This window comes from Bradyrhizobium guangzhouense, from assembly GCF_004114955.1.
Classification (GTDB): Bacteria; Pseudomonadota; Alphaproteobacteria; order Rhizobiales; family Xanthobacteraceae; genus Bradyrhizobium; species Bradyrhizobium guangzhouense.
Genome location: NZ_CP030053.1, coordinates 930,170 through 955,554, shown reverse-complemented (window position 1 = coordinate 955,554; position 25,385 = coordinate 930,170). Strand labels below are relative to the sequence as shown.

Below are 25,385 nucleotides of genomic sequence, written 5' to 3'. Positions count from 1 at the left end.
TTACTCCGCAGCCAGCTTCACATCCGGAGCCGCCGCACGCACTTCTGCATCCACCTGCGCTTCGAACTTGGCGAAGTTCTTCTGGAACATGCCGACCAGCGCACGGGCGGTCTTGTCGAACTCGTCCTTGTCCTTCCAGGTGTTGACCGGGTTGAGGATCTCGCTGGGCACGCCCGGCAGCGCGGTCGGGACCGCGAAGCCGAAATATTTGTCGGTGCGGAACTCGACGTTGCGCAAGCTGCCGTCGAGCGCGGCAGTCAGCAGCGCGCGCGTCACCTTGATCGGCATGCGCGAACCGGTGCCGTACTTGCCGCCGGTCCAGCCGGTGTTGACCAGCCAGCAGTCGACATTGTGCTGGGCGATCAGATCACGCAGCATGTTGCCGTAGACGGAGGGATCGAGCGGCAGGAAGGGCGAGCCGAAACAGGTCGAGAATTCCGGCTGCGGCTCGTTGCCGAGGCCGCGCTCCGTGCCCGCGACCTTGGCGGTGTAGCCGGAGAGGAAGTGATACATCGCCTGTGCCGGCGAGAGCTTTGCAATCGGCGGCAGCACGCCGAAAGCGTCCGCGGCGAGCATCACCACGTTTTTCGGCTGCGGCGCACGGCCGGTGCGCGAAGCATTCGGGATGAAGTCGAGCGGATAGGCGGAACGCGTATTCTCGGTCTTGGAGCCATCGTCGAAATCGACGACGCGCGTGTCTTCGTCGAGCACGCAGTTCTCCAGCACCGCGCCGAAGCGGGTCGACGCCGCATGAATCTCGGGCTCGGCCTCCTTCGAGAGCTTGATGCATTTGGCATAGCAACCGCCTTCGAAATTGAAGACGCCGTTCGGGCCCCAGCCGTGCTCGTCGTCGCCGATCAGCGTGCGATTCGGATCGGCCGAGAGCGTGGTTTTGCCGGTCCCCGACAGCCCGAAGAAGATCGCGGTGTCGCCCTTGGCGCCAACGTTCGCCGAGCAGTGCATCGGCATCACGCCGCGCTCGGGAAGGTAATAGTTCAGCGTGGTGAAGACCGACTTCTTCATCTCGCCGGCATAGTAAGAGCCGCCGATCAGGACGATCTTGCGGGCGAAGTCGATCGCGACGACGTTCTCGGACCTGCAGCCATGGCGCTTGGGATCAGCGCGGAAGCTCGGCATGTCGATGATCGTCAGCTCGGGCGTGAAGGTCGACAGCTCGATCGCCTCTGGGCGGATCAGCAGCGTGCGGATGAACAGCGAGTGCCAGGCAAGCTCGGTGAAGACGCGCGTCTTGATGCGATAAGACGGATCGGCGCCGCCATAGAGGTCCTGCGCGAACAGGCTCTTGCCTTCCGCGTGCTTGAGGAAATCCTGATAAAGCGTCTCGAACTGCTCCGCAGTGATCGACTGATTGCCGGCCCACCACATCTTCTTGTCGGTGGCGGCGTCACGGACCGTGAACTTGTCCTTTGGGCTGCGACCGGTGAACTCGCCGGTATCTGCGCAGAGTGCACCGTCGGCGGACAGCACCGCCTCGCCCGCGGAGAGCGAGTATTGATAGAGCTGCGGCGCGCCGAGGTTCCAGTGAACCTGCTTGAGATTCTTTAAGCCGAATTTGTCGGCGCCGAAGGCACCGTTGCGCACGCCCGTCTCTTGCACGAAAAATCCTCCTAGAACCCGCGACATCTGGCGCGACCAAGCTTTGGCGCCATCGCGGTCACCGTGAATTACAGGCCGGTCGGCCTCGGCTGGATGACCTAATACTGATGAACGCTGACGTTGCCAAGCTGATCCCGCAGGATTTGGTTTATTCAAGGACTGCGCCAAAGGTCGCGCATGTCAGCTCCGAACGCGCGCATTGAAAATCATCAATGATCGCGCAACCAAATGCCTCTTTCAACGTTGTCCAGTATTTTGCGACGCACAATGCGCGCCGTCTTATCGTACCGCGCCTTCGCCAATCAGCGCGAACGGCCCCCACATCGCGGGATACGCATTGCGGGGCGACGAGATATCATCGACATACGTTAACATCGCGCGCCGAAGGGCTTCGGCTCTGCCGATTCCCGGTTCGTTTTTGAGCAGATCGAAAGTCGAAGTGGTCAAGCGCGTGGCAGCTTCCGAATCCACGGCCCAATGCGAAACCAGCAGCGCGCGTGCGCCGGCATAGAAGAAGGCGCGCGCCAACCCGGACAGCGCCTCGGCACCGGGCTTGTCGCCGGCGATCGTGTTGCAGGCCGACAGCACGACCCAATCCGCATTGAGTTTGAGCTGTGCAACCTCGCTCGCCGTGAGCAGACCGTCGTCGAGCTCGGACGGCTGATCGGGTATCGAGAGCGCAAGCGACGGTTCGCCCACACCTTTGATGTCGCCGGCAACGAGGCCGTGGGTCGCAAAATAGATGATGCCGTATTGGGCAAGCGGTGCACGCTTGAGCGTCGTCTCGCTGGCATCGCGGCCGAGGTGGATGTCGGCATCAGTCGCGCCGACGTCTTTCGCTACGGCATTCAATTCGTCGGCCGTGTCGGGAAGCTGCGGCAGTGCCTGCGCGAGCCGCGCGCGATCGACGCCGGCGCCACGCCAGAAATCGGTATAGGCCGATGTCGCGATGTTGCGCGCGGCGACTTTCCCGCCTGCCGCGCGCCGGTCGGAAGGGCCGCCCTCGGCTGGATTGAAAACGGGATCACCGAATCCCGTCATCGGCTTGATACCCTGGTCCCTGCGCGCGAAGGCCCGCAGCGACTTCAAGCTGACGACCGACGGCAGCACCGAGACGGCCTGTCGCCGCAGCAGCCAAGCGGCGCTGCGATAGCCCTCAAGCGTGTCCGGAATCGCAGCCTGCGGTGTCTCCGTGACGAGCAGGTGAAACGGCAGCGCGGTCAGGGCGCCCGATGGCACCGTGAGCAGACTGCGCTTGTCCTTGATCAAGCCCTCCACGGGACCGAGCAGCGTGACATAGAGCTCGTTGGCGAGAGCAAGGTCGAACAAGCCCGACTTGCCGGAGCCATCGCGGGCCTTGCCGACATCGAGACCTCTGCGGAACGCGGTCACTTTCTGCGTCAGCGCGTCTGCACCAAGCGGGATCTCTTTCCAGTCCGCGCGCTCGTGCGTGATGGCGATGACATAGCTGCGCTTGTCGACGACGGAATAGAGCACCATCGCCTCATCGGCCGACAGCAGCGGCTGCACGTCCTTGACCGTCAGCGGCAGAGGGTTGGAGAGCGAGGCGTAGTCAGGAAACTCGACGGCGAGCGTCTTCTGCAACGCCGTGCGCTCGCTTGCGATCGCCGCGATCCGCGCACGACTGCGCTGCTCGGAGATGACGTCGCGTTGCACCGATGACTTCGACACGGCCGCGATGATCGCCTTGTCGAGCGCGTCGGATTCAGCCGCGAGATCCTGGTCCCTGCGCACCAGCTCGGCGAGCCGATCGGTACCTGCAGCGAGCCTGACCGCGAGCTTGTTCACGGCCGAGGCGGCGGACGATTGCGTGCCACGCTGGATGGCGGCGAGCGCCTCGTCCAGCGCCTTGTCGTCGGGCAGCAGGGATTGCTGGCGTGCCGCAAAAAGGATCGGCAGCACCACACGCAGCTGCGCGCGATCACCGCCAAGTGTCTTTTCCGCGAGCGGCAGCGCGTCCGCAATCCGATCGGATACATAGAGGAAATAAGCGAGATTGCTGGTCGATGTCGCGACATCGGGATGATCGGGCCCGAGCGCACGTTCGCGGATGGCGAGCGCGCGACGATACAGCGGCTCGGCTTCCGCAAAGCGCTGCTGATGTTCGTAGAGTCCGGCGAGATTGTTGAGCGAGCGCGCGACGTCGGGGTGGTCCGCTCCCAACACCTTTTCGCGGATCGCGAGCGAGCGCTTGATCGGGGCCTCGGCCTCTGCATCTCGGCCGAGGTCGCGATCAAGCTGGCCGATGTTGTTCAGGAGCGTCGCGACCGCGGGGTGTTCGGGACCTCCGACCTTCTGAAAGATCGCGAGTGCGCGCTGGAATAGTGGCTCGGCCTCCGCAAAGCGGTCCTGCTTCACATAGAGCGTGGCGAGATTGTTGAGGGACTGGCCGACATCGGGATGCTCGCGCGACAGCGCCTTCTCGCGAATGGCCAGCGCCCGCTTGAACAGCGGCTCGGCATCCGCGAAGCGGCCCTGTCGCTGATCGAGCGCGGCGAGATTGTTCAGCACCGGCGCAATCTCGACGCTGTCGAGACCGGCCCCCTTCTCCATCAGCGCGATGGCGCGCTTGTAGATCGGCTCGGCCTGGTCGTCGTGTCCCTGGTCGGCGTAGATTTGCGCGAGATTGTTGAGTGCGGCGGCGAGATCACGGTTGTTGCTGGTCTTCTCGAGCCCGGCCACCATGGCCTGAGCCAGCGGCAGCGCTTCGGAATATTTGCCGGCGGTTCTCAGTGCATTGATGCGCGCGCTCTGCGCGGCAAGGCCTCCCGTCTGGGCGAGGCTGGACGTGGCAAGGGAAGTGCTGATCGCCAGCGCGAGGCCCGCGACCAATGCCAAACGACGACTTACCATGAACCCTCGCTGCCAACCTCGGACCGATCACGATCTTGGGTCGCAGCGATGGGAGGCGACGTTCAATGTGCCGCAGCTAGTCCGTTTTTCGGTCCACCTTGGCGCGCGCTTCATCCGCCAGACGGACCAGCATCTTGCGCAGCGCCGGACCATCGGTGACCCGCTCCGGAAAATCGAGCCGCAGCGCTGTCTGGCCGTTCTGCATGTCGAGGCCTTCAGGGTCGCAGCCAGTGCACCGCCAGTCGCCCGCGGCCGCGCCCAGCAGCTTCGTTGCATAAAGGCCCATGGCCTCACCGTGATCGGCATTCATGTGCTCGACAGCGCCCTCCTCCGCCGCCAGCAGGTCCTCGGCTCCAGCGAGATCCGTAAGGAGTTGCTCCGGCTTGAGATCGACGATCCGGCCGAAACCGGCGACCAGATGGGCTCCTGAAGGGATGATCCGGAAGAACGAAAAATCCTCAAATGAGACATAGGCTTCCGCCGACGGATGGGCATTGAGATACCGCCGCTGGAGCAAAGCCTTCTCCCCCTCGGCATGCTCCGCCCGGCCCGACAGCATGATCCGGGCGCCCTCCAGCGGATCGCCCGGGGCGCGCTCGTCCAGCATCAAGGACACCCTGTTGTCGCTGAGGATATTCTTGGTGTGGACCGCCAATCGGGAGATCAGCAGGATCGGCGATCCGTCGGGGTGGCTGGCCAGATTAACCAGGGAACAATAGGGATCGCCGCTGCCAGCCATGAGGGTTGCGAGCGCACCCTGCCGCGAGCGCCTGAGCAGCGATTTGGCGAGCTTTTGGGGAACAAAATCGGGGGTCGGTTGCATGGGCTTTCTCCGCTCAGGTGGTTGCAAGGCGGGCCTTTTTTCGGGTAAACCCGAGCCCGGTTATGGGTCGATATGCGGCGATTCCGCCGTGTTTCGTGGAACTTGGTCACACTTCAGCCCAGCTTGCATTGCTCGGTGACAAGGTTCGAATGCCAATTCGGCACCCATGTATGCGGCGCATCAGTGGATTGCTCGCCGTTTAAGCCACGACCCAAACGGAAAGCAGAAAGCAGAGGCTCATGCCCACAATCGCTTTGGTCGACGACGACCGCAACATTCTCACATCCGTCTCGATCGCGCTGGAAGCCGAAGGCTATCGCATCATGACCTACACCGACGGCGCCTCCGCGCTCGACGGTTTTCGCACCACCCAGCCTGATCTCGCCATCCTCGACATCAAGATGCCCCGCATGGACGGCATGGAGACGCTGCGTCGCCTGCGGCAGAAGTCCGACCTGCCGGTGATCTTCCTGACCTCCAAGGACGAGGAGATCGACGAGCTGTTCGGCCTCAAGATGGGTGCGGACGATTTCATCCGCAAACCATTCTCGCAGCGCCTCCTGGTCGAACGCGTCAAGGCAGTGCTGCGCCGCTCTGCGCCGAAGGATCCGACCGTCGCGCCGAAGGAGAACGACGCCAAGGCGCTCGACCGCGGTCTGCTCCGTATGGATCCGGAACGGCATACCTGCACCTGGAAGAACGAGCCGGTCACGCTGACGGTCACCGAATTCCTGATCCTCCAGGCGCTGGCGACACGGCCCGGCGTGGTCAAGAGCCGCAACGCGCTGATGGACGCCGCCTATGACGACCAGGTCTATGTCGACGACCGCACCATCGACAGCCACATCAAGCGGCTGCGCAAGAAGTTCAAGGTGGTCGACAACGATTTCGAGATGATCGAGACGCTCTACGGCGTCGGCTACCGCTTCAAGGAAGCCTGAGGCGCCAGGCGCCTTCACGACGATTGAGGGCTGCACCGGTTCTGATTCCCTCAGAACCGGGCATGCTCTAGGATGCGGGGACCGTCGCAAACGAGCAGTCCTAACGCGGGCGTAAGCATTGCTTGACCGAACGCAGCCTGATCCGAGTTCGAACGCCGAGGACATTGCGTCCCGCGGCGCATCGGACCATGAGGACAAGCCGGTTGCGAAAGGCTGGGGGCCGCTGAACTGGCTCAAGCGCGCCGGACAGTTCTTCTTTGCACTGTCGTTCTCGAGCCTGACCCGCCGCATCGTCTCGCTCAACCTTGCCGGCCTCGTCGCACTGGTCGCAAGCATCCTGTATCTGTCGCAGTTCCGTGCCGGCCTGATCGACGCGCGCGCGCAGAGCCTCCTGGTGCAGGCCGAGATCATCGCCGGCGCCATCGGCGCATCCGCAACGGTGCAGACCAACGCGATCACTGTCGATCCCGAGCGGCTGCTCGACCTGAAACTGGGCGAGAGCTACGGCGGAGTGGATGATTCGCTGGATTTTCCGATCAATCCCGAGCGCGTGGCGCCGGTGCTAAGCACGCTGATCTCGCCAACCAAGACCCGCGCGCGGATTTTCGACCCGAATGGGACCGTGCTGCTCGATAGCCGCGATCTCGATATTGTGAGGGGCATTCCGCTGCCGCCGCTGTCGGACAAGCCGGGCCTGGTCGAACGCGGCATGGCCGCGGTGCGCACCTGGCTGAACCGCGGCGACCTGCCGCTCTATCGCGAACTCGGGCGCGAAAACGGCAACGGCTATGCCGAAGTCGCCGATGCGCTCCAGGGCCAGAAGCGCTCGATGGTGCGGGTCAACTCGCGCGGCGAGGTGATCGTCTCGGTTGCCGTTCCGGTGCTGCGCTCGCGCGCTATTCATGGCGCGCTGATGCTGTCGACCCAGGGCGACGAAATCGACCAGATGGTCACGGCCGAGCGCCTCGCGATCCTCAAGGTCGGCGGCGTCGCGGCTGCGGTCATGATCATGCTGTCGCTGCTGCTGGCGAGCACGATCGCGGGCCCGGTGCGCCGGCTCGCGGACAGCGCCGAACGCGTCCGCCGCCGCATCAAGACCCGCGTCGAGATTCCCGACTTCACGCGTCGCCGCGACGAGATCGGCCACCTCTCCGGCGCGCTGCGCGACATGACCAACGCGCTCTACAAGCGGATCGAGGCGATCGAAATGTTCGCCGCCGACGTCGCCCATGAGCTGAAGAACCCGCTGACCTCGCTGCGCTCCGCGGTCGAGACGATGCCCCTGGCGCGCAACGAGAACAGCCGCGCCCGCCTGCTCGAAGTGATCGAGCACGACGTCAAGCGGCTCGACCGGCTGATCTCCGACATCTCCGACGCCAGCCGGCTCGATGCCGAATTGCAGCGGCAGGATGCGGTCCCGGTCGATCTCAAGCGGCTGCTCGGCACGCTGGTCGCGGTCGCCAATGAAACCAAGCTCGGCCACGACGTCGCCGTCGAGGCCCGCTTCGAGGGTCGCAGCCCGACCGACACGTTCTCGGTGACCGGCCATGATTCGCGGCTCGGGCAGGTGGTTTCCAACCTGCTCTCCAATGCGCAGTCCTTCTCGGAAGCCGGCAGCAAGGTGCGCCTGACCTGCCGCCGGATCCGCGGCGAGATCGAGATCGTGGTCGACGACGACGGTCCCGGCATCCGCGACGACGCGCTGGAGCGCATCTTCGAGCGCTTCTATACCGACCGGCCGCATCAGGGCTTCGGCCAGAACTCCGGCCTCGGCCTCTCGATCTCCAAGCAGATCGTCGACGCCCATGGCGGACGGATCTGGGCCGAGAACCGCGCCGGCCCCGCCGACGAAGACGGAACGCCGACGGTTGCCGGCGCACGCTTCGTGGTGAGGCTGCCGGCGCTATGAGCCAAGGCCGCTTGAACGAAGGCGGGCCGAGCGTTCACGCCTCCGCGGTCAAGGTCGGGCCCCTGGCGGTGTTGATCCGCGGGCCCTCGGGCGCCGGCAAATCGCGCCTTGCCTTCGATTTGATCATGGCGGGCCGCACGGGACTGGTCGAGGGCGCCGTCCTGGTCGGCGACGACCGTGTCCATCTGGCGACAGTCGGCGACGAAATTGAGGTGCGTCCCGTCCCTGTCCTCGCCGGCCTGATCGAGATTCGGGGGTTGGGTATTCGTAGCTGCGACTTCGTGGAGCGTGCGACGGTCGGCCTCGTGGTCGATCTCGACGCTGAGGACGCCGAACGCCTGCCGCCGCCGGAATCGCTGAAAACCAGGGTTTTCGGTGTCGAAATACCGCGAATCCCTGTCGGCCGCGGCTATTCGCCCCTCCCTTTGGTTGTCGCGGCCTTGACCACTACCAAGAGTTAACCTTCGCCTAACGCCTGAGGCGATTGTTTGAAGGGAAATGGTAACCATATGAACCCCACACTCGCGACCGAGTAGACCGGCGCAGCTCCCCTCATCCATCCGTCTAGATTCAGGGAGATACGCAACATCCCCTCTTGCGCGGGGGCTCTGGATGGTCAAAGTGGCGCGTTCGTGCGGCGCACCAAAAGCGCCCGCGGGAGTTTTCCGATGATTGGTCTAGTACTTGTGACCCACGGGCGCCTTGCCGACGAATTCAAGGCAGCGCTTGAGCACGTGATGGGTCCACAAAAGCAAATCGAAGCGATTACGATCGGCGCTGAAGATGATTCCGATCTGTGCCGAAGTGACATCATCGAAGCGGTTAACCGCGTCGATTCAGGCGACGGTGTTGCGATCCTCACCGACATGTTCGGCGGCACGCCGTCGAATCTCGCGATTTCCTGCATGAGCCGGCCCAAGGTCGAAGTGCTCGCGGGCATCAACCTTCCCATGCTGGTGAAGCTCGCCAAGGTGCGCGAGGAGCGCCCGCTGCCGGACGCGATCGCGATGGCTCAGGAAGCCGGCCGCAAATACGTCACCATCGCCAGCCGCGTGCTCGCCGGCAAATGAGCGACGACGCGCCACAAGCCGGGGCTGGCGTGCCCGCAGGCGCGATCTCCAAAGAGCTCCTGATCATCAACAAGCGCGGCCTTCATGCCCGCGCCTCGGCGAAATTCGTCCAGGCGGTCGAGCGTTTCAACGCGCAGGTGTGGGTGACGCGCGGCGGCGAGACCGTCGGCGGCACCTCGATCATGGGCCTGATGATGCTCGCGGCCGGACCCGGGACGACCATCACGGTCGCGGCAGCCGGCTCCGATGCCGAAGCCGCGATTGCAGCGATCACCGAGCTCGTTGAAAGCAAGTTCAACGAGGAAGGCGTTTAGACCCTCGGTCACTTCGCCGGCGGCGCGATGTAGATGTTCCACGTCATCGCCGGACCCGCCTTGCCATGGGTGAAGCGGCGCGTGGTCATCACCATCCGCTCGGCATTCGGCGCGATCTCCGACACCCATTTCTCGAACGCCGGCAGGCGGCCGTCGGTCGGATCGAACACGCCGATGAAGCCGTCCTTCTTGACCTCGTCGAGCGTCGTCAGCCCGGAGCTCCAGGCCTCGTTCGGGATGAATGCGACCGGATGGTCGGGGCTGTAGAACACCATCGGCTGGATCGACTCCATCGTGCCGGCGACGATCGCCCAGCGCGAGGCGAAGCGCGAATGCCAGGCTTGCGTCAGCTCGCGCGCGAGCTCGGAGCGCGCGCCATAGGTCGCCGCGTTGTCCTTGTTCGCGGCCATCTCGTGCGCAGCGATCCAGGGCGAAGCAAAGAGCGTCGCAACACTGAGCACGAGCCAGATCGCCACGATGTTGAACAGCACGGCGCTCTGCACCCGCAGCGTCGGAATCGCGACCAGCGCGAGCGGCACCAGGAAGAACAGCGAGATGCCCCAATCGGTCTTGATATAGATGCTGAAGGCGAGCGCGCCGAGCGGCGGTCCGGCCGCGACGATGATCTGGATGATCCAGACGTTGCGCGCCTGGGACAGGTTGACGCCGGGATTGCCGCCGCGCGCCCAGGCGCGCGAGACAATGCGCGAGGGTGCGCGCAACAGCAGGGTCCGCCACGGCGGCACCAGTGCCATCGCGAGCGCGGCAAGCGCGACGGGAACAGCCAGCAGCCCGGCATTGTGCAGGACGTAACCGAGCACGAGCTGCCGCACCTGGCCGGCATCCTCGAGACTATAGGTATCGCCGGCATAGGTCAGCGGCACGAAATGCGAATCCGCCAGCCAGACGATGTGCGGGATCATCGCCACCACCATCGTCGCGATTGCGACCCAGGGCGCCGGCGACAGCAGGAATTTTAGCCGCTCCGGGTGGATCAGCGCGGCAAGGCCGATGGCGCCGATCATGGTCAGCACCCAGTATTTGGTCATCAGCGCCAACGCGCCGGCGAGCCCCAGCCAGATGCCGGATAGCCAACTCCGCTTCTCGAACGCGTTGAGATAAGCGAGCACGACGAGCGGCAGGGTCACGAGCTGAAGCAGATCGGGGTTGTACTTGAAGCCCTTGAAATTGAAGATCGGATAGAGCGCGACCATCACCACGACCAGGAACGCGCGACGCGGATCGACCACGCGCATCGCGACGAGCCAGCAGATCACCATGCCGATACTCACGGTCGCCATCGCCAGCGCATAGGTCGCCCAGTCCGCCGCTGGAAAAACCCAGAACCAGAGCCCCGCGACCCAGCCCGACAGCGGCGGATGCTTGCCATAGCCCCACAGGAATTTCTGGCCCCAGCCCCAGGCTTCTGCGACGTCCATGTGAACGTCCTGCGCGGCCTTGAGATTGATCAGGATGAGGGTCCAGATCACCGCATGCAGGATGGCGAGCTGGATCACAAGCCAGAGCCGGGCCGAGGGGTCGGTCGCGTAGGCAACCAGCCAGGCCCGGAAACGGTCAAAGCTGACCCGGGGTTTTACGCGCGTTCGGGCGGAGGGGATCGAGGTGGTGGACATGGCCGTTGCGTAGCGCGTTTTGGACCATCGTGGAATCAGCTTGGCGTGAAGAAAGGCCCTGAAAATACAGCAATATGGTTGCCGCACGGGGATGTGAGTGGTATCCCGCGCCCATGACGACCGTCCCCATTTCCAACATCCGCAATTTCTCCATCGTCGCCCATATCGACCATGGCAAATCGACGCTGGCCGACCGCCTGATCCAGATGACCGGCGGCCTCTCCGACCGCGAAATGGCGGGCAAGGAGCAGGTGCTCGATTCCATGGACATCGAGCGCGAGCGCGGCATCACCATCAAGGCGCAGACGGTGCGCCTCGCCTACCACGCCAAGGACGGCAAGGATTACGTGTTCAACCTGATGGACACGCCCGGCCATGTCGACTTCGCCTATGAGGTGTCGCGCTCGCTGGCGGCGTGCGAAGGTTCCCTGCTGGTGGTCGACGCCAGCCAGGGCGTCGAAGCGCAGACGCTCGCCAACGTCTACCAGGCGCTCGACAACAATCACGAGATCGTTCCGGTCCTGAACAAGGTCGACCTGCCTGCGGCCGAGCCCGAGAAGGTCAAGCAGCAGATCGAGGACGTCATCGGCATCGATGCGTCGGATGCGGTGATGATCTCGGCCAAGACCGGCCTCGGCATTCCCGATGTGCTGGAAGCCATCGTCACCCGCCTGCCGCCGCCGAAGGGCGATCGCGATGCGACGCTCAAGGCGCTGCTGGTCGACAGCTGGTACGATGTCTATCTCGGCGTCGTCGTGCTGATCCGCGTCGTCGACGGCGTCATGAAGAAGGGCCAGCGTGTTCGCATGATGGGCACGGGCGCGGCTTACGACGTCGAGCGCGTCGGCTTCTTCACGCCGAAGATGCAGCAGGTCGACGAGCTCGGCCCCGGCGAGATCGGCTTCATCACCGCCGCGATCAAGGAAGTCGCGGACACCCGCGTCGGCGACACCATCACCGACGACCGCAAGCCCGTCACCGAGATGCTGCCGGGCTTCAAGCCGGCGATCCCCGTGGTGTTCTGCGGCCTGTTCCCGGTCGACGCCGACGACTTCGAGACGCTGCGCGCCGCGATGGGGAAGCTGCGGCTGAACGACGCCAGCTTCTCCTTCGAGATGGAAACCTCGGCCGCGCTCGGCTTCGGCTTCCGCTGCGGCTTCCTCGGCCTGCTGCACCTCGAGATCATCCAGGAGCGGCTGTCGCGCGAGTTCGACCTCAATTTGATCGCGACCGCGCCGAGCGTCATCTACAAGATGAAGCTCACCGACGGCACCGAGCTCGAGATCCACAATCCCGTCGACATGCCCGACGTCGTGAAGATCGAGGAGATCCAGGAGCCCTGGATCGAGGCGACGATCCTCACCCCCGACGAATATCTCGGCAGCGTGCTGAAGCTGTGCCAGGACCGCCGCGGCTCGCAGAAGGAGCTGACCTATGTCGGCGCCCGCGCCATGGTGAAATACGATTTGCCGCTCAACGAGGTCGTGTTCGACTTCTACGACCGCCTGAAGTCGGTCTCCAAGGGCTACGCCTCGTTCGACTATCATCTCACCGACTACAAGCCGGCCGACCTCGTCAAGATGCAGATCCTGGTCAATGCCGAGCCGGTCGACGCGCTCTCCATGCTGGTGCACCGAACCCGCGCCGAGGGGCGCGGCCGCGCCATGGTCGAGAAGATGAAGGAGCTGATCCCGCCGCACATGTTCCAGATCCCGATCCAGGCGGCGATCGGCGGCAAGGTGATCGCGCGCGAGACGGTGCGCGCGCTGCGCAAGGACGTCACCGCGAAGTGCTACGGCGGCGACATCACGCGCAAGCGCAAGCTTCTGGAGAAGCAGAAGGAAGGCAAGAAGAAGATGCGGCAGTTCGGCAAGGTCGACATCCCGCAGGAAGCTTTCATTGCCGCGCTGAAGGTCGACAGCTGAGGCCGCTCACGGTCCGGCCCGGGCTTCTCGGACCCCGGACGAACGCAAATCTCGAAAACAACCCCATGCACAGTAGCCGGCGCCCTGACGGCGCTGGGCTTTTTCGATTTTTGCGAATTTTGCTTGTTCCGTCGGGCAAAACAGGGGTATGGTGCCATCATGGCAGCGGTGCAGCCGGCGACCACGCGTGGACGCGGGCTCTCGCTCCAGCGGCCATCTGCCCGCTTGAACGGCTCCGCAGCTACGGTCGCTTGCCCCGCTTGTGTAGCTTCAGCACTTCACGCACCTCGTCGTCCTCGAGGGCCTGCTTGATCGTGCGATCGTGCTGCCCGGTTGCGATCGCCTGATCATCGCGATTGTGTGCGGGCTTTTCTGCCTTTCGCTCGGCCGCGTTCTCTTGCGCCGCCCGATTGTCTTTGTCCATCTTGCCTTCTCCTGTCGTGCCGGTTCTCAATGCGACATCAGCAGGCAGACCGGAGCCTGTTGCAGCAGGGTTTGTGTCATGCCTCCAAAGATCCATTCCCCCAACCGGCCGTGTCCATAACCGCCGGTGACAATGAGGTCGGCGCCGAGCTCGGAGGCCAACCGAACGAAATAGCCTCATGCCGCGTCCCGCAGATGCTTTTCGATGTCGCCCACCGGGTGCTTCGTGAGGTCCTTGTCGAGCTCGGCGATGATCCGACGCCTCACGTCGTCATGGAAGGCCGCGCGAAGCTCCGCCAGCGTGCGGGGTGGCGCCACGACAATGAGGGCGGTCGCCTGCTCACTGCGAAGGAGCTGCTCCACGGCGGCCGCGACCTGCCTCGCAAAGCGCTCCTCCTCGAGCTCGTGCCAATCGGTCATTTCGACCGCGCTCCGCTGAGCCGAATGCGGGCCCTTGCTGACCCGGCCGGGTCGATCGCTGCCTTGGGAATGTGCGGGCGGATTCTCCCTCTCGAACACCGTCTCTACCTTCAGGTTCGGGACTTGCGCGTCGCCCTCATTGCGCAGGAACAGCGCCTTCCGTCCGTCGCCAACGAACACGACTGCACGATGTGGGATCGTGGTCATTTTCGACCTCCTTTCGGGACATGTTCAATTTCTATCGCCGGGCGGCCTGCGCTGCTTGATCCCGATCAAACCGCGCCATTCCCGATCAGGCAGGATTGTTCGAGGTGAGAGGCGATCGGGAGGTCTGCCATGCAAGCGCGAGACGTGATGGTATCACCGGTGGTTACGGTTGAACCGACCGCAACCGTCCGCCAGGTCGCACAAAGGCTGCTGGAGCGTCGGATCAGCGCCGTCCCGGTCGTCGATGCCGACAACAAGGTTTTGGGCATCGTCAGTGAAGGCGATTTGCTGCACAGGGTCGAGAGCGGAACCGAACGCTCGTCCTCCTGGTGGTTGCGCCTGTTGACCGGCGATGCCCAACTTGCGACCGATTACGTCAAGTCGCACGCGACCATGGTGCAGGACATCATGACGCAGGATGTGGCGACCGCTGCGCCCGAGACGCCCCTGCACGAGATCGCCATGCTTCTCGAAGAGCGTCAGATCAAGCGCGTTCCGATCGTCAACGGGGAAGGCCAGCTCGTCGGAATCGTCAGCCGGGCCAACCTGCTCCAGGCGATCGCGAGCGGCAGACCGAAGCTCGAGATATCGCTGCCCGATTCAGCCATCCGAAAGAGATTCTTCGAGGAGGTCAGGAAGCAACCCTGGGCCCATACGTTCAATCTGAATGCGACCGTGCAGAATGGCGTGATCGATATCTGGGGCTTCGCGCCGACGCTCGCGGAACGCACGGCCATTCGCGTCGCCGCCGAAGCGATCCCCGGCGTGGTGGCGGTGAATGACCACCTGCTGCAAACTCCCGCCTTCGTCTATTGACGCAGACCGGCACGCAAGCACAACGAAACGAGCTAGAGATGGCCCACTTTACCGTCCGTTTCCTCAAGAACGTCATCGGCGACCAGGGGAAATCCTGTGAAGTGTGCCAGCGTACCGTTGATGTCGATGCACGCGATGCAACCGAGGCGGCGTCGCTGGCTCAACGGCAGTTCTGCGAGCTTCGTGAGATTGCAGACTGGTCGCTGCACGCCGATCGCATCGACGTGCAGCCGGCCGACTTCCCTTCATGACCTCGTGCGACGGCAACGGAGACCGATCTTCGTCGGCTATGGGCCAGTGGCGGAAGTGATGCTACGCAAATCCTTGTCACATCTATCCGGCCCCCCTACAATCTCAGCGTGTCGTTCGGACCAAGGCTTCTAATTTGGGAGAGGGCAATGGGGCGGCCGTTTCGCGCGATCGCGCTGCTCGCGCTGCTCGCGCTTTTGGCATCGCCAGCCGAGGCCGACAGTGTCCTACCGGGCTTTGTTCATGAAAACCTAATGCTGCCTGTTGCCCTTGCTGATGGAAGCAGGGTCCGTCTCGAGGCGATGGTCATCCGTCCTGATCGGTCGGGACGTTTTCCACTTGCCCTGTTGGTCCACGGCACGGTGCGTGCCACTGGTCAAATGCTTCGATCTGCGATGGCTCAACAATCGCCGACTGATCTTATCAATGCCGCCATAGCGTTTGCACAGCATGGCTACGCCGCAGTGTCGATCATGCGTCGCGGATTTGGTCGTTCAGAAGGGCAATTCGCCGAAACTCTTTCAGGAACGTGCAACAATCGGGATTATCTTGCTGTCGGACAAATAGCGGCCGAGGACGTGACTGGGGCGGTTGCTACGCTCCGTGGTGAGGTTTGGGCGGACCCGGATCGGGTTTTGCTGGTAGGCCATTCGACGGGAGGTTTTGCGGTGACCGCTGCCGCTGCCACCAATCCCGCCGGCGTTGTCGGCATCCTGAATTTCGCAGGCGGTCACGGGTCGGCCGGTCCCGACTTGGTTTGTAGTCCGAACAATATTGTAGAGGACGCCGGTATTTTTGGCCGTTCTGCAAAGGTGCCTGCGCTTTGGATCAATTCGGAGAACGACCACTACATTCCGGCGGCTTTGGGGAGACGCATGTTTGAGGCCTACGTCGCTTCCGGCGCTCCCGGACAATTGAAAGTCCTCCCACCTTTTGGTGTCGATGGCCATCCAATGGTCGTGATGGGGCCCGCCGAATTATGGTGGCCTTCCGTTGAAACGTTTCTGAACGGGTTGCACCTGCCGACCTCGATGGTCGCTGAAGTCGCTCCAATGGCTCCCATTCCAGCGCCGACACCGCTTAATGCGGCGTGCTCAAGTTACTTCGAATACTACGTAGGTGCCCGCACGGAGGTAAAGGCATTTGCGTGGAACCGTGAGGGTCATTGTTCATCGGTTACCTCGGCTCAACGAACGACCGAGGGGGCCAAGGCAGAGGCCATGCGCTTGTGCGTAGCGGCTTGGAAGGACTGCTCGCTCTACGCCGTAGGCCAAGCGTTGGCGTCTGGTTAGACCGGAATACAATCTGACTGCATCGGCTCGTTACAGGAGATCGCACTTCCGTTCTGGGTCATGAGCGTCGATTTGATATGCCCGCAGCCACGTCCGGTCTTTCCAAAACAGCCGACGGTAAAGTGAGCGTCACGTTCGACGCTGTGGGCCACAAGCCGACGTGGCTATTATATGAAGAGGCCGCCAACTGAGACGGCCTTACTTCTTCTGGCCAGATATTGCCGCTGAGCCGACGATCTGGAAGTCAAGCCGGAAGAGGATCAAGCCGGTATCGTCCGTTACTTCCATGCGCCAATCATCATCGAGCCGTATAAAGCGAGCGCGTTCACGCAAGATGCCACCTGCCATCGCAATGGCTTCTATTTGCGCGGTTCGCAAATCCGGCAAATCGGTTCCTTCGGTGTCGAGGCTGTCGTTGCCGTCATAGACATTAAATTGAAATCGTGGCATCGCGCCTCCTTCCTGCTCGGGGCGGGAGCGCAATCGAAGCGTTCTCATCACAGGTAAAAGCCACGGTCCGGGCTGTGATGACCGAAAACTACTCTGAAGAGACATCGTTCCAAGTAGAAGGAACAATGTTCACGCCCGGAAAACGTTCGTTTCAATAGCTGCTGTGGAGCTTAGCCCTGCTCCTTTTCCCGTCTACCACCAAGAGCAGACGCAACGGCAATCATGACGAGGCGGCTACGGGCCAGAGCCGGAAGTACGGTGTCAATATCGGTGGACCCGAGAGCGCCCTTTAACTTTTGGCGAGACAATGGCTAAGCAAGAGAGCCTTCACCGCTCTTCCGAAGAACTTCCTAGATTTTCGAGGGGGGCAGTCAGGCAGCAAATCAGTCCGGTTGATCCATACGACACTTCAACCGAGCCTCTGAAATCGTCTTTCAATACCCTGGAAATAAGGCGCGAACCGAAGCCCACACCGGCTGGCTCCGACACAGGTGGGCCCCCAAACTCCTGCCAGACGAAAACGAACTTTGGCGCACCCGAATCCTGTTCTGATGTCCATGTGACCGACACGCGGCCGCTCGTGACACTCAGCGCGCCGTACTTCAAGGCATTGGTCGCAAGCTCGTGGATTGCCAAGGAGAGAGCGAGAGCCTGTCTCGATTTGACAACAAGCGAAGGACCCGAAACCGCAATCCGTCCTTCGCCCGTTCTATAAGGGCTCAGCGCGGCGCCGACTACGTCTCGAAGGGGCGCGGCAGCCCAATTTGCTGCTGTAAGCAGGTCGTGCGCACGTCCGAACGCGCCAAGTCGTTCTTGATACTTTTCGAGATCGGCTTTGCTCGAGGCGTCGCGAAATGTCTGGCTGGCCACGGCACTAAGCACTGCAAGAGTGTTCTTGACGCGATGCTTCAGCTCTTCGTTGATGAGGTTCAGCGCTTCCCTTGCCATGTGCTCGGAGGTGACATCCCTGCAGACGACAAGCACACCGCCGATTTTGTCTTCGAGATCGATTGGACCAAAGCTATAAGTCCACCAGACATCTTCACGACGACCGTGACGCGTTACCGGTACGAGTTGGTCCTCATGCCAGGTCGCCCCCTTACCTGCCATGACGTACTCGATCTGAGGACCGATGATGTCCCATATCTCATCCCAACACTCGCGGCCCCGCGCGCCTAAAGCGCTTGGATGCCGCTCGGGACCCATCGTCTCGCGGTAAGCATCGTTATAGAATTGGATGAGTTCCGTACCCCACCAAATGAACATGGGGTGGCGCGAAGTGAGGACGAGCCGCACGGTAACCCGAAGACTTTGCGGCCACGTTTCCGGCGGGCCGAGCGACGTCTTTGACCAGTCAAACTCCCTCGTCAAAGCGCCCATCTCGCCGCCTCCCTCCAGGAAGCCGCTGACTATCTCCCCGCCCATGACTTCACCCTCACTCGGACGCTTGTCCGCCAAGCCTAAAGCCAAAGTTCCCTACGGGGCAATGTTCGCCGGGGCAAAAGCGACATTTGGGAAGCCGGCCAACCATTCCCTGAGTACCTTCCACTGAAGCAGACAGCGCCCCCGGCCACAAGTATCGTGAATGTCGGAGTTGGGTCACAAGCTGCCCATAGCAGGGGGCGTCACCTTGGTCGGCCGTCTCCCGAAAGCAGACGTTGCGGCTCTCCAAGCGAAGGTCGGGCCAACTGGCGACATCACAGGCCAAGCTGCCCCTGGGCCCATCTCCACGAAGCACTGCTCAAACCCCTCGGGGCCTGCCTCACCCGATTGCGAAATCGGCCGCCGTCTCGGCGTGAATCGCTGTCGTGTCGAACGTCTCGACCGACGTATCGGCAGCACCGACCAGCATCGTGATCTCGGTGCAGCCGAGGATGATGCAGTCCGCGCCGCGCGCGACCAGCGCGGCCATCACGTCCTGATAGCGGCGGCGCGAGGCATCGGCGACGATTCCGAGGCACAGCTCGTCGTAGATGATGCGGTTCACCTCCGCGCGCTCGTCGGCGGAGGGAATCAGGACGTCGAGATCATGCGCTTTCAGGCGATCGATGTAGAAATCCTCCTCCATCGTGAACTTCGTGCCGAGCAGCCCGACCCGGCGATATCCCCTGGCCCGGATGCGCTGCGCGGTGGCGTCGCCGATGTGGATGAAGGGAATGCTCACGCTCGCCGTGATCCCGGGCGCGAGCTTGTGCATCGTGTTCGTGCACAGCACGATGGCGCGGGCGCCGGCGTTTTCGAGCAGCTTGGCCACCTCCGCCAGGCTCGCCGCCGCCTCCGCCCAGCGGCCGGCATATTGCATCTCCTTGATGCCCTGGAAGTCGTAGGAATACATCAGCAGCGGCGCCGAATGCAGCTTGCCCTTGCGATCGCGGACGCGCTCGTTGATGAGCTTGTAGTAGAGCGCGGTGCTCTCCCAGCTCATGCCGCCGATCAACCCAATGGTTTGCATGTCAGTGCCTTTCGAGATGGACGATCCGGATCGTAGACGAGGGCGACGGCGTGCGCCATCGCGACGCGCAGGGATGACGGAGATGGAGTTGCGCTTGCCGGGCCGCGACATCACGCCTCCGCTAGGTCAGGAATAACGGCCGCTCGACGCAAATCCTGATGTCAGAACCGCGCATCCCGCGCGTAAGCCATTCGGAGGCGTTCATGATCACCTCGAAGCTGCTGGTTGCGCTCGCGCTGCTATCGACGATGGGCACCGTGTCGGCGCAATCCTTCCACCCGTCGGCGATCGGCAAGGAAACGACCACCAGACCTTGGACGGCACCGGTCGGCCACCGCCAACCGCACCTATCAGACGTTCCCGCAACGACGATGGGACCGCAGGACATCCTCGATCAGGAGGATGCGATCATCGATCGCAAGATCAGCGGCATCTGTCGCGGGTGCTGATGGGACCGAAGCGCTTGCCGCCGGAATCGCGCCTATCGGCGCGGAGCGCGGACCGGCTCAGGCGGCCGTTGCTGCACATAAGGGTTCAGCAAGCACATGGCGGGAAGGCCCGCAGCGGTCGCCCTGCACTCCTCCCACGAACTAAACTGGCAGGAAATATAAGTGGCGCCGCCCCACTCCCATCTCTGGAGGCACACCGGGTAATTGCCGTTGAACCGTTGAGCCGAGGCTGGCGTGGGCGCAGACATTGCGATCAGGGCCAGGAGGAGAAAGGGAAGCGCGCGCATCATGAAACTCCGGGGATTTGCAGATCCTGCTTGCCGCAGCGGATGTCGCCGCCGCTGAATGCCAGCCAGGCGTTACTGCGACCTTTGCGTCCGGCGCGGAGGCGGAGGCGGAGCTGGTTGCCTGTACCTCACGCGCGGGTTGATATCGCAATAGAGGTTCCATCGTCCGGAGGCCGAGGCCAGGCACTGCTCTCGCGTCTCGTACATGCAGTCGCCGGAATAGCCGAGCTCTCCGCCCATGACGCACCAGGGATAGTCACGCTCAGCGCGCGCTGCGGACGAAAGCCCCGCCACCATGACAACAACCAGAATGGCGATTCGCATGAGATCCTCCATCATGTCAGCCAACCGCGCCGCAAAATGCTGGAGCCTGCCAAAGGTCGCCGGTCGGCTGCACATGGCTTACGAATTGTTCCCGAAAAGGGCAAGCGTCAATCCTGAAGTGCACGACATCGTTCCTCACCTATCACTTGGGATCACCATCGGTTCAGGAACGTCCGCATAGGAACGTCCACGTGGGGCTTCGGTTGACCCGCACAACGTCAAACGGAGTTGAACGATGCGAAAGACGATTTTCTCGCTGACCATGTGTGCGTTGCTTGCCGGAGCGTCGATCGGTTTCGCCCACGCGCAGGCGGGCGGCGGCGCCGGCGGAGCGGGTGCCGGCGCAGGTGCAGGTGCAGGTGCCGGAACAGGCGGCGCCGGCGTAGGGACCGGCGCAGCCGGCTCCGCGGCAGGCACCGGATCGAGCAGCGGCACGACCGGCATGGGCGCTGGCGCCAGTGGCAGCAGCAATGCAGGTGCAAGCAGCAGTGCCGGCGGACCCCAGAATCCTCATCCCGGCAGGAGCAACGATCCCACCCGTCGCTGACCTGTCTGCCTTGTGATCCCGACCTTGTGATCCCAACACGAAAGAGGCTGCCGAGCCGTGCCCGGCAGCCTCTTTCCTGTCTTTACTGTCTTGGCCTTGACTGTCCTTGGCCTTAACTGTCTTGGCGCCTTACGACGCCTGCTGCTTCGCCTCGACATATCGTGCAAAGCTGTCGAGGATCGCCTGCCAGCCGGCTTGCTGCTGCTCGACCGAATGGGTCGTTTCGCCATCGAAGGCGACGCGGACGATGACGGCTTTGGGGCCTGGCACGAAATCCACTTCGGCCTTGCGATCGCCGAACGCATATTCGATCCGCTTGTGCTCGAGGATCTTCGTGTAGGTGCCGGCGAAGTCGAAACCCATGCTGCCGTCCTTGGCCTCCATGCGGGACGAAAAGTCGCCGCCTTCGCGCAAATCGACCGTCGCCTTGGTCGTATGCCAGTCGTCCGACGCGGCGTTCCACTGCACGATGTCGGCAGGCGTCGTGTAGGCACGCCAGACCTGATCGATCGGGGCGGCGACGCTGGTTTCGACGGTAATTCTCATGGGGGAATGGCTCCAGTTCGATATTTGACGGCTCGTGGCGACGCCATCGCGGCCCGTGCGCAGGATTTGTCGACTGCACTTCGGCGATATGTCCACCCGAGGACGGTCGAGACCCCTCCATGCCGACACGGCCGAGCCGTCAATGCGATAAAAAAGTTCGAAATAAATATCGCCACGAAGGACAGCCTGCTTGCGGCCGGCGCGTCAGCAGACCTTCTTGAAGCGTGCCCGCCAGCGCGACGCGTGGGTCGGCGGCAGACTATAGCTCTTGCCCTCGGCAGAGACCGTCAGCGGCTGCCCGGAGGCCAGAAGATCCAGGAATTGGTCTTCCAGCGCGCGCCAGATGTCATCAGTGAGCTCGGGGTGGCCGAGATCCGCCTGGTTGAACCACGAGGTGTCAGGCGGAAAATTTTCGGGGGCGGCGTAGGTGAAGCCGGCAAAATCTATCTGCGTCTTGCCGTTGCCGATCGTGATCGTGGCCCCGGTGTGATCCTGCTTCGGCGCCTCGCCGGGATAGACCGCATCGAGCTCGTAATGCGTCCCGCAGCCGAAGCGAAACACCGTCTTGCGGCTGGTGTCGTAAAAAGTAAGCCATGGTCGCTCGTCGCGGTCCATGTCGAGCCTCCATGCGCCACTCAGGATATCCTTTGACGGACCCCCGGCCGCCGTTGCGGCAGACAATCCGAGCCAGGGCAGCAGGGCGACAAGTCCGAGCAGTCTTGCAGGCGTCGTCATGGCAATCTTTCAACGCGATCCGCGATGAGCCTCACTGGAAAGGCAGCTCGGCTGGCCTCGCCGGCCGGTTCAGATCGGCCGTGCCTTCGCGCGAATCGCTGCCGACCGTTTGAACAACTGCTGGGCATCGGCATAGCGGCCCTGGTCCTTGTAGAACGCGGCGAGGTTATCCAGGATATCGACGAGGTCAGGATGGTCGGGACCGAGCGTCTTCTCGAACGTCGCGACCGACTGCTTGTACAGCCGCTCGGCATCATTGTTGCGCCCCTGCCGCGCATAGAGCGTCGCCAGATTGTTCTGCGCCTGGGCGATGTCGGGATGATCGGGTCCATACGCCTTCTCGGTCACCGCCATCGCGCGCTTGAGCAGCCGCTCGGCATCGGCGTAGCGATGCCCGTGGATATAGGCATCGGCGAGATTGCTCATCAGGACGGTGGCCTCGGGATCGTCGGGGCCGTTCGCCTTCTGGAGAATGGCAAGGCCACGCTTGAACAACGGCTCCGACCGGTCGTAGCGCCCCTGGCTGCTGTAGACCGCAGCGAGGTTGCTCATGGCCATCACGATGGAGGGATCGTTGGCCCCGAGCGCCTTCTGGCGAATGGCAATCGACCGTTTCAGCAGCGGCTCTGCGTCCGCATAATGCGCTTCGACGCGGTAGAGCTCGCCCAGATTGTTCAGGACGGTTGCAACTTCCGTCGACTCCGGGCCGAGCGTCCTCTCCCTGATCGCCAATGCGCGCTTGTACAGCAGCTCGGCAACCGGATATTGGCCGAGATTGTAGTGGATCGTGCCGAGGTCATTCAGGGGCATCGCGACCATGGCGTCGTCGGGCCCGAATTCCTGCTCGCGAAGGGCCAGCGCCTTCTGGGCGAGCGGCAGCGCTTCGGTGTATTTGCCGGCCCGATAGAGCTCCTTCATCTGCCGGGTGAGCGTGCCCGCCTCGTCCTCGCTTGCATGAGACGGCGTGCCCGGCGACAAGCTCAGCGCGAGCGCGGTGACGACAACACAAATCGATGCTTTCAGGGCCTTCATCGCGCGTTCCTCACCACTGACATCAGGGGCTTCAGTGGTTTTGGTGCGCCTGGAGGGCGGACAGGTTCAATGCGGATGGGGCGACCGGAGTTTACCGGGGCGGCAGACGCTCCGATGTTCGCCTTCCGGCCGCCGCGACCCCATCAATCCCGCGAGGTCGCCGGCAGGATATAGCGATCCAGCAGGTCCAGCTCGGGCGCGACCATGTTCCTGGATTCCCGTCCTGCGTTGAAGACGACGACCATGTCGAGCGCGGGGATGATGATGGTCTTCTGGGAATTGAAGCCGAGCGCAGCGGCCCATTGAATGGTGCTGTCCTTGTCCGGCGAATGCCCTATCCACCATTGATAGCCATAGCCGAACGCGGCCTTGTCCGTCGTGATGTGTTCGGCCGTCGATCGCTCGATCCAGGAGGCCGAAACGATCTGCTTGCCGTCCCAGACCCCGCGGTTGAGCACGAGTTGGCCGATCTTCGCCCAGTCGCGCGGCCGCAGGCTCAATCCGCTCGACGAGGTCGGAAGACCGCTCACCGGGTTTTTGTACCACGCGACATCCTCGATCCCGAGCGGCGCGAAGATATTCTCCTGAGCGAGCACGTCGACGCCTTTTCCGGTGAGCTTCTTCAGGATGGTGCCGATCAGCTCGGTTTCGGCATTGTTGTACTGGAAGGACACGGCGGGAGCCCTCTCGGCGCTTAATCCCGCCGACATCGTCAGCAGATGCCGCAGCGTGATGCGATCCTTGTCCCATGCGCGCAGGCCCGCATAATCAGGGAGGTACGACGCGATCGGCGCGTCCAGGTCCTTGATCAGGCCGCGATCCATGGCGATGCCGACCAGCAGCGAGACCACGCTCTTGGTCATGGAATAGCCGTTGTGCCGCGTGGTCGCGTCGTAATTGAGCTGATGCGGATAGTCATAGTAGCTCTCGTAGACGAGCACGCCGTGCCTGATGACGACGATGTCGTCGACATTGGCGAGCTTGCCGCCGCGGATGCCCTCATCCATCGCACACAGCAGCGCCGCGTTCAGCCCCTGCTTCTCCGGCGCAGACATCGTCCATCCGTCGTGGATTTCCTGCGGAAGGCCGCAGCTGGATGCAGGCTCGGCTCTGACGGGGCTGAAGATCACGGTACACACGGCTGCAACGACGCTGGTCCATGTCCGCATGTCAGGCCCCACCATTCCCCACGACGACATCGCAAGGATGCCGTTCGATGTGTGACCGTTTTGCGGCGTTGCAGGCTCGGGAAGAGCCTTCATTTCAGGCAGACGCTGCACGAACAGAGGGACGATGGCGATCTCACGACGTCCGCGCTAGAGTGCATTCGCGGACATTGGACACATCTCTATGGCTTTCTGGATCGCGAGCGCTGCCGGATTGGTGATCGCCTATCTGCTGGGCTCGATTCCCACCGGCTATCTGGCCGGACAACTGCTTGGGGGTATCGATATCAGAGAGCACGGCTCCAGATCGACCGGCGCCACGAATGTGCTGCGGACCCTCGGCAAATGGCCCGCGCTGGCAGTGCTCGTCATCGATGTGCTGAAGGGCGTGGCTGCGATCCTTGTGGGCCGCTGGTTCTGTCCCTGGCTATATGGCGTGCTGTCTCCGAGCGCACCGACCGCGGCCGATCTGCAAGCCTGGGCGCCATGGGGGGTGAGCCTCGCCGGCATCGCCGCGTTGCTGGGCCATGGCCGCTCGATCTGGCTGAATTTCACCGGCGGCAAATCCGCGGCGACCGGGCTCGGCGTGGCGCTGGCGATGTCGTGGCCCGTGGGACTGGGGATAGCGGCGGTCTTCGGCATCGTGCTGGCGATGTTCAGGATTGTTTCGCTGAGCTCGATGCTCGCAGCGGTGACGGCCATCATCCTCGTCTGCAGTCTACCGCACCCGCTGCCCTATCGGCTGTTGGTGATTGCAGGCAGCCTCTACGTGATCGTTCGCCATCGCGCCAACATTCAGCGGCTGCTGGCAGGCACCGAGCCGCGCCTCGGGCAGAGCAGCCCGGAGGTGCAAGCGAGGGCGCAGGTCTGATGAGCGGTCAAT

At 63.0% G+C, this 25,385-nt stretch carries 26 protein-coding genes and 2 pseudogenes; 12 read left to right on the top strand and 16 right to left on the bottom strand.

What is annotated here, in order from left to right; genetic code table 11:
* From XH91_RS04630 to XH91_RS04620, 3 genes are all read right to left on the bottom strand, one after another.
* A complete protein-coding gene (locus XH91_RS04630) occupies positions 1 to 1,617 on the bottom strand; it encodes a phosphoenolpyruvate carboxykinase (RefSeq protein ID WP_128949486.1) in 1,617 nt (538 codons plus the stop codon).
* Between the two features lie 279 nt (positions 1,618 to 1,896).
* Positions 1,897 to 4,491, bottom strand: coding sequence for a CHAT domain-containing tetratricopeptide repeat protein (locus tag XH91_RS04625; protein ID WP_128949485.1), 2,595 nt, complete (start codon positions 4,489 to 4,491; stop codon positions 1,897 to 1,899).
* A gap of 76 nt (positions 4,492 to 4,567) precedes the next feature.
* Positions 4,568 to 5,314 carry a HugZ family pyridoxamine 5'-phosphate oxidase gene (locus tag XH91_RS04620; RefSeq protein WP_128949484.1) on the bottom strand — a complete coding sequence of 249 codons (747 nt, stop codon included), beginning with the start codon at positions 5,312 to 5,314 and terminating at the stop codon, positions 4,568 to 4,570.
* Between the two features lie 239 nt (positions 5,315 to 5,553).
* On the opposite strand from XH91_RS04620, the gene XH91_RS04615 reads away from it, so the two are divergent.
* The 5 genes and pseudogenes from XH91_RS04615 to XH91_RS04595 all read left to right on the top strand — a co-directional run bounded on the left by XH91_RS04615 (position 5,554) and on the right by XH91_RS04595 (position 9,548).
* A complete protein-coding gene (locus tag XH91_RS04615) occupies positions 5,554 to 6,255 on the top strand; it encodes a response regulator transcription factor (protein ID WP_027535781.1) in 702 nt (233 codons plus the stop codon).
* 118 nt (positions 6,256 to 6,373) lie between these two features.
* The gene (locus XH91_RS04610; RefSeq protein ID WP_164934108.1) at positions 6,374 to 8,164 is read left to right on the top strand and encodes a sensor histidine kinase; all 1,791 of its coding nucleotides are present in this window, start codon (positions 6,374 to 6,376) and stop codon (positions 8,162 to 8,164) included.
* A gap of 11 nt (positions 8,165 to 8,175) precedes the next feature.
* A pseudogene (locus XH91_RS04605) lies at positions 8,176 to 8,643 on the top strand (HPr kinase/phosphorylase).
* A 189-nt stretch (positions 8,644 to 8,832) separates the two neighbouring features.
* Positions 8,833 to 9,234: a PTS sugar transporter subunit IIA gene (locus XH91_RS04600; RefSeq protein ID WP_007597752.1), complete on the top strand. Its 402-nt coding sequence runs from the start codon at positions 8,833 to 8,835 to the stop codon at positions 9,232 to 9,234.
* A complete protein-coding gene (locus XH91_RS04595) occupies positions 9,231 to 9,548 on the top strand; it encodes an HPr family phosphocarrier protein (protein WP_128949482.1) in 318 nt (105 codons plus the stop codon). The genes XH91_RS04600 and XH91_RS04595 overlap by 4 nt, the downstream gene beginning before the upstream one ends.
* A gap of 8 nt (positions 9,549 to 9,556) precedes the next feature.
* Here XH91_RS04595 and XH91_RS04590 read toward each other — a convergent pair whose 3' ends face one another.
* Positions 9,557 to 11,182: a glycosyltransferase family 39 protein gene (locus XH91_RS04590; protein ID WP_128949481.1), complete on the bottom strand. Its 1,626-nt coding sequence runs from the start codon at positions 11,180 to 11,182 to the stop codon at positions 9,557 to 9,559.
* A gap of 113 nt (positions 11,183 to 11,295) precedes the next feature.
* Between XH91_RS04590 and lepA the strand changes: the two genes are divergently transcribed.
* Positions 11,296 to 13,107 (top strand): translation elongation factor 4, encoded by a 1,812-nt coding sequence (lepA, locus tag XH91_RS04585; protein WP_128949480.1) that lies wholly within the window; start codon positions 11,296 to 11,298, stop codon positions 13,105 to 13,107.
* A 241-nt stretch (positions 13,108 to 13,348) separates the two neighbouring features.
* On the opposite strand, the gene XH91_RS04580 is transcribed toward lepA, so the two are convergent.
* From XH91_RS04580 to XH91_RS04570, 3 genes and pseudogenes are all read right to left on the bottom strand, one after another.
* Entirely contained in the window at positions 13,349 to 13,531 is a 183-nt protein-coding gene (locus XH91_RS04580; protein WP_128949479.1) for a hypothetical protein, read from the bottom strand.
* 26 nt (positions 13,532 to 13,557) lie between these two features.
* Positions 13,558 to 13,683 (bottom strand): annotated as a pseudogene (locus XH91_RS04575) (universal stress protein); the annotation flags it as partial.
* Between the two features lie 24 nt (positions 13,684 to 13,707).
* Entirely contained in the window at positions 13,708 to 14,157 is a 450-nt protein-coding gene (locus XH91_RS04570) for a baeRF12 domain-containing protein (protein ID WP_128949478.1), read from the bottom strand.
* 129 nt (positions 14,158 to 14,286) lie between these two features.
* Here XH91_RS04570 and XH91_RS04565 point away from each other — a divergent pair, with 129 nt between their 5' ends.
* The 3 genes from XH91_RS04565 to XH91_RS04555 all read left to right on the top strand — a co-directional run bounded on the left by XH91_RS04565 (position 14,287) and on the right by XH91_RS04555 (position 16,514).
* The gene (locus XH91_RS04565; protein ID WP_128949477.1) at positions 14,287 to 14,973 is read left to right on the top strand and encodes a CBS domain-containing protein; all 687 of its coding nucleotides are present in this window, start codon (positions 14,287 to 14,289) and stop codon (positions 14,971 to 14,973) included.
* Positions 14,974 to 15,011: 38 nt separating this feature from the next.
* Positions 15,012 to 15,224, top strand: coding sequence for a hypothetical protein (locus XH91_RS04560; protein WP_128949476.1), 213 nt, complete (start codon positions 15,012 to 15,014; stop codon positions 15,222 to 15,224).
* Between the two features lie 147 nt (positions 15,225 to 15,371).
* The gene (locus XH91_RS04555) at positions 15,372 to 16,514 is read left to right on the top strand and encodes an alpha/beta hydrolase family protein (RefSeq protein WP_128949475.1); all 1,143 of its coding nucleotides are present in this window, start codon (positions 15,372 to 15,374) and stop codon (positions 16,512 to 16,514) included.
* Between the two features lie 198 nt (positions 16,515 to 16,712).
* Here the strand turns inward: XH91_RS04555 and XH91_RS04550 are convergent, their stop codons facing one another.
* From XH91_RS04550 to XH91_RS04540, 3 genes are all read right to left on the bottom strand, one after another.
* Positions 16,713 to 16,964, bottom strand: a complete 252-nt coding sequence (locus XH91_RS04550) for a DUF6894 family protein (protein ID WP_128949474.1) — start codon at positions 16,962 to 16,964, stop codon at positions 16,713 to 16,715.
* A 327-nt stretch (positions 16,965 to 17,291) separates the two neighbouring features.
* Entirely contained in the window at positions 17,292 to 18,422 is a 1,131-nt protein-coding gene (locus tag XH91_RS04545; protein WP_245477276.1) for a sensor histidine kinase, read from the bottom strand.
* Between the two features lie 304 nt (positions 18,423 to 18,726).
* The gene (locus XH91_RS04540; RefSeq protein WP_128949473.1) at positions 18,727 to 19,416 is read right to left on the bottom strand and encodes an aspartate/glutamate racemase family protein; all 690 of its coding nucleotides are present in this window, start codon (positions 19,414 to 19,416) and stop codon (positions 18,727 to 18,729) included.
* A gap of 203 nt (positions 19,417 to 19,619) precedes the next feature.
* On the opposite strand from XH91_RS04540, the gene XH91_RS04535 reads away from it, so the two are divergent.
* Positions 19,620 to 19,865 carry a hypothetical protein gene (locus XH91_RS04535; protein ID WP_128949472.1) on the top strand — a complete coding sequence of 82 codons (246 nt, stop codon included), beginning with the start codon at positions 19,620 to 19,622 and terminating at the stop codon, positions 19,863 to 19,865.
* A gap of 32 nt (positions 19,866 to 19,897) precedes the next feature.
* Here the strand turns inward: XH91_RS04535 and XH91_RS04530 are convergent, their stop codons facing one another.
* Positions 19,898 to 20,113 (bottom strand): DUF3551 domain-containing protein, encoded by a 216-nt coding sequence (locus XH91_RS04530; RefSeq protein ID WP_245470909.1) that lies wholly within the window; start codon positions 20,111 to 20,113, stop codon positions 19,898 to 19,900.
* Between the two features lie 111 nt (positions 20,114 to 20,224).
* Positions 20,225 to 20,449, bottom strand: coding sequence for a DUF3551 domain-containing protein (locus tag XH91_RS04525; protein WP_245470910.1), 225 nt, complete (start codon positions 20,447 to 20,449; stop codon positions 20,225 to 20,227).
* Positions 20,450 to 20,711: 262 nt separating this feature from the next.
* On the opposite strand from XH91_RS04525, the gene XH91_RS38685 reads away from it, so the two are divergent.
* Positions 20,712 to 21,023: a hypothetical protein gene (locus tag XH91_RS38685; protein ID WP_164934110.1), complete on the top strand. Its 312-nt coding sequence runs from the start codon at positions 20,712 to 20,714 to the stop codon at positions 21,021 to 21,023.
* Positions 21,024 to 21,152: 129 nt separating this feature from the next.
* On the opposite strand, the gene XH91_RS04515 is transcribed toward XH91_RS38685, so the two are convergent.
* The 4 genes from XH91_RS04515 to XH91_RS04500 form a co-directional block, all read right to left on the bottom strand.
* A complete protein-coding gene (locus XH91_RS04515) occupies positions 21,153 to 21,569 on the bottom strand; it encodes an SRPBCC family protein (RefSeq protein WP_128949469.1) in 417 nt (138 codons plus the stop codon).
* Positions 21,570 to 21,773: 204 nt separating this feature from the next.
* Complete coding sequence (locus tag XH91_RS04510) at positions 21,774 to 22,304, bottom strand: hypothetical protein (RefSeq protein WP_128949468.1); 531 nt, start codon at positions 22,302 to 22,304, stop codon at positions 21,774 to 21,776.
* 69 nt (positions 22,305 to 22,373) lie between these two features.
* On the bottom strand, positions 22,374 to 23,336 hold the full coding sequence (locus XH91_RS04505; RefSeq protein ID WP_128949467.1) for a tetratricopeptide repeat-containing protein: 963 nt from the start codon (positions 23,334 to 23,336) through the stop codon (positions 22,374 to 22,376).
* A gap of 143 nt (positions 23,337 to 23,479) precedes the next feature.
* On the bottom strand, positions 23,480 to 24,505 hold the full coding sequence (locus tag XH91_RS04500) for a serine hydrolase domain-containing protein (protein ID WP_164938245.1): 1,026 nt from the start codon (positions 24,503 to 24,505) through the stop codon (positions 23,480 to 23,482).
* Positions 24,506 to 24,686: 181 nt separating this feature from the next.
* Between XH91_RS04500 and plsY the strand changes: the two genes are divergently transcribed.
* Positions 24,687 to 25,373, top strand: coding sequence for a glycerol-3-phosphate 1-O-acyltransferase PlsY (gene plsY / locus XH91_RS04495; protein ID WP_128949465.1), 687 nt, complete (start codon positions 24,687 to 24,689; stop codon positions 25,371 to 25,373).
* Positions 25,374 to 25,385: the final 12 nt, after the last annotated feature.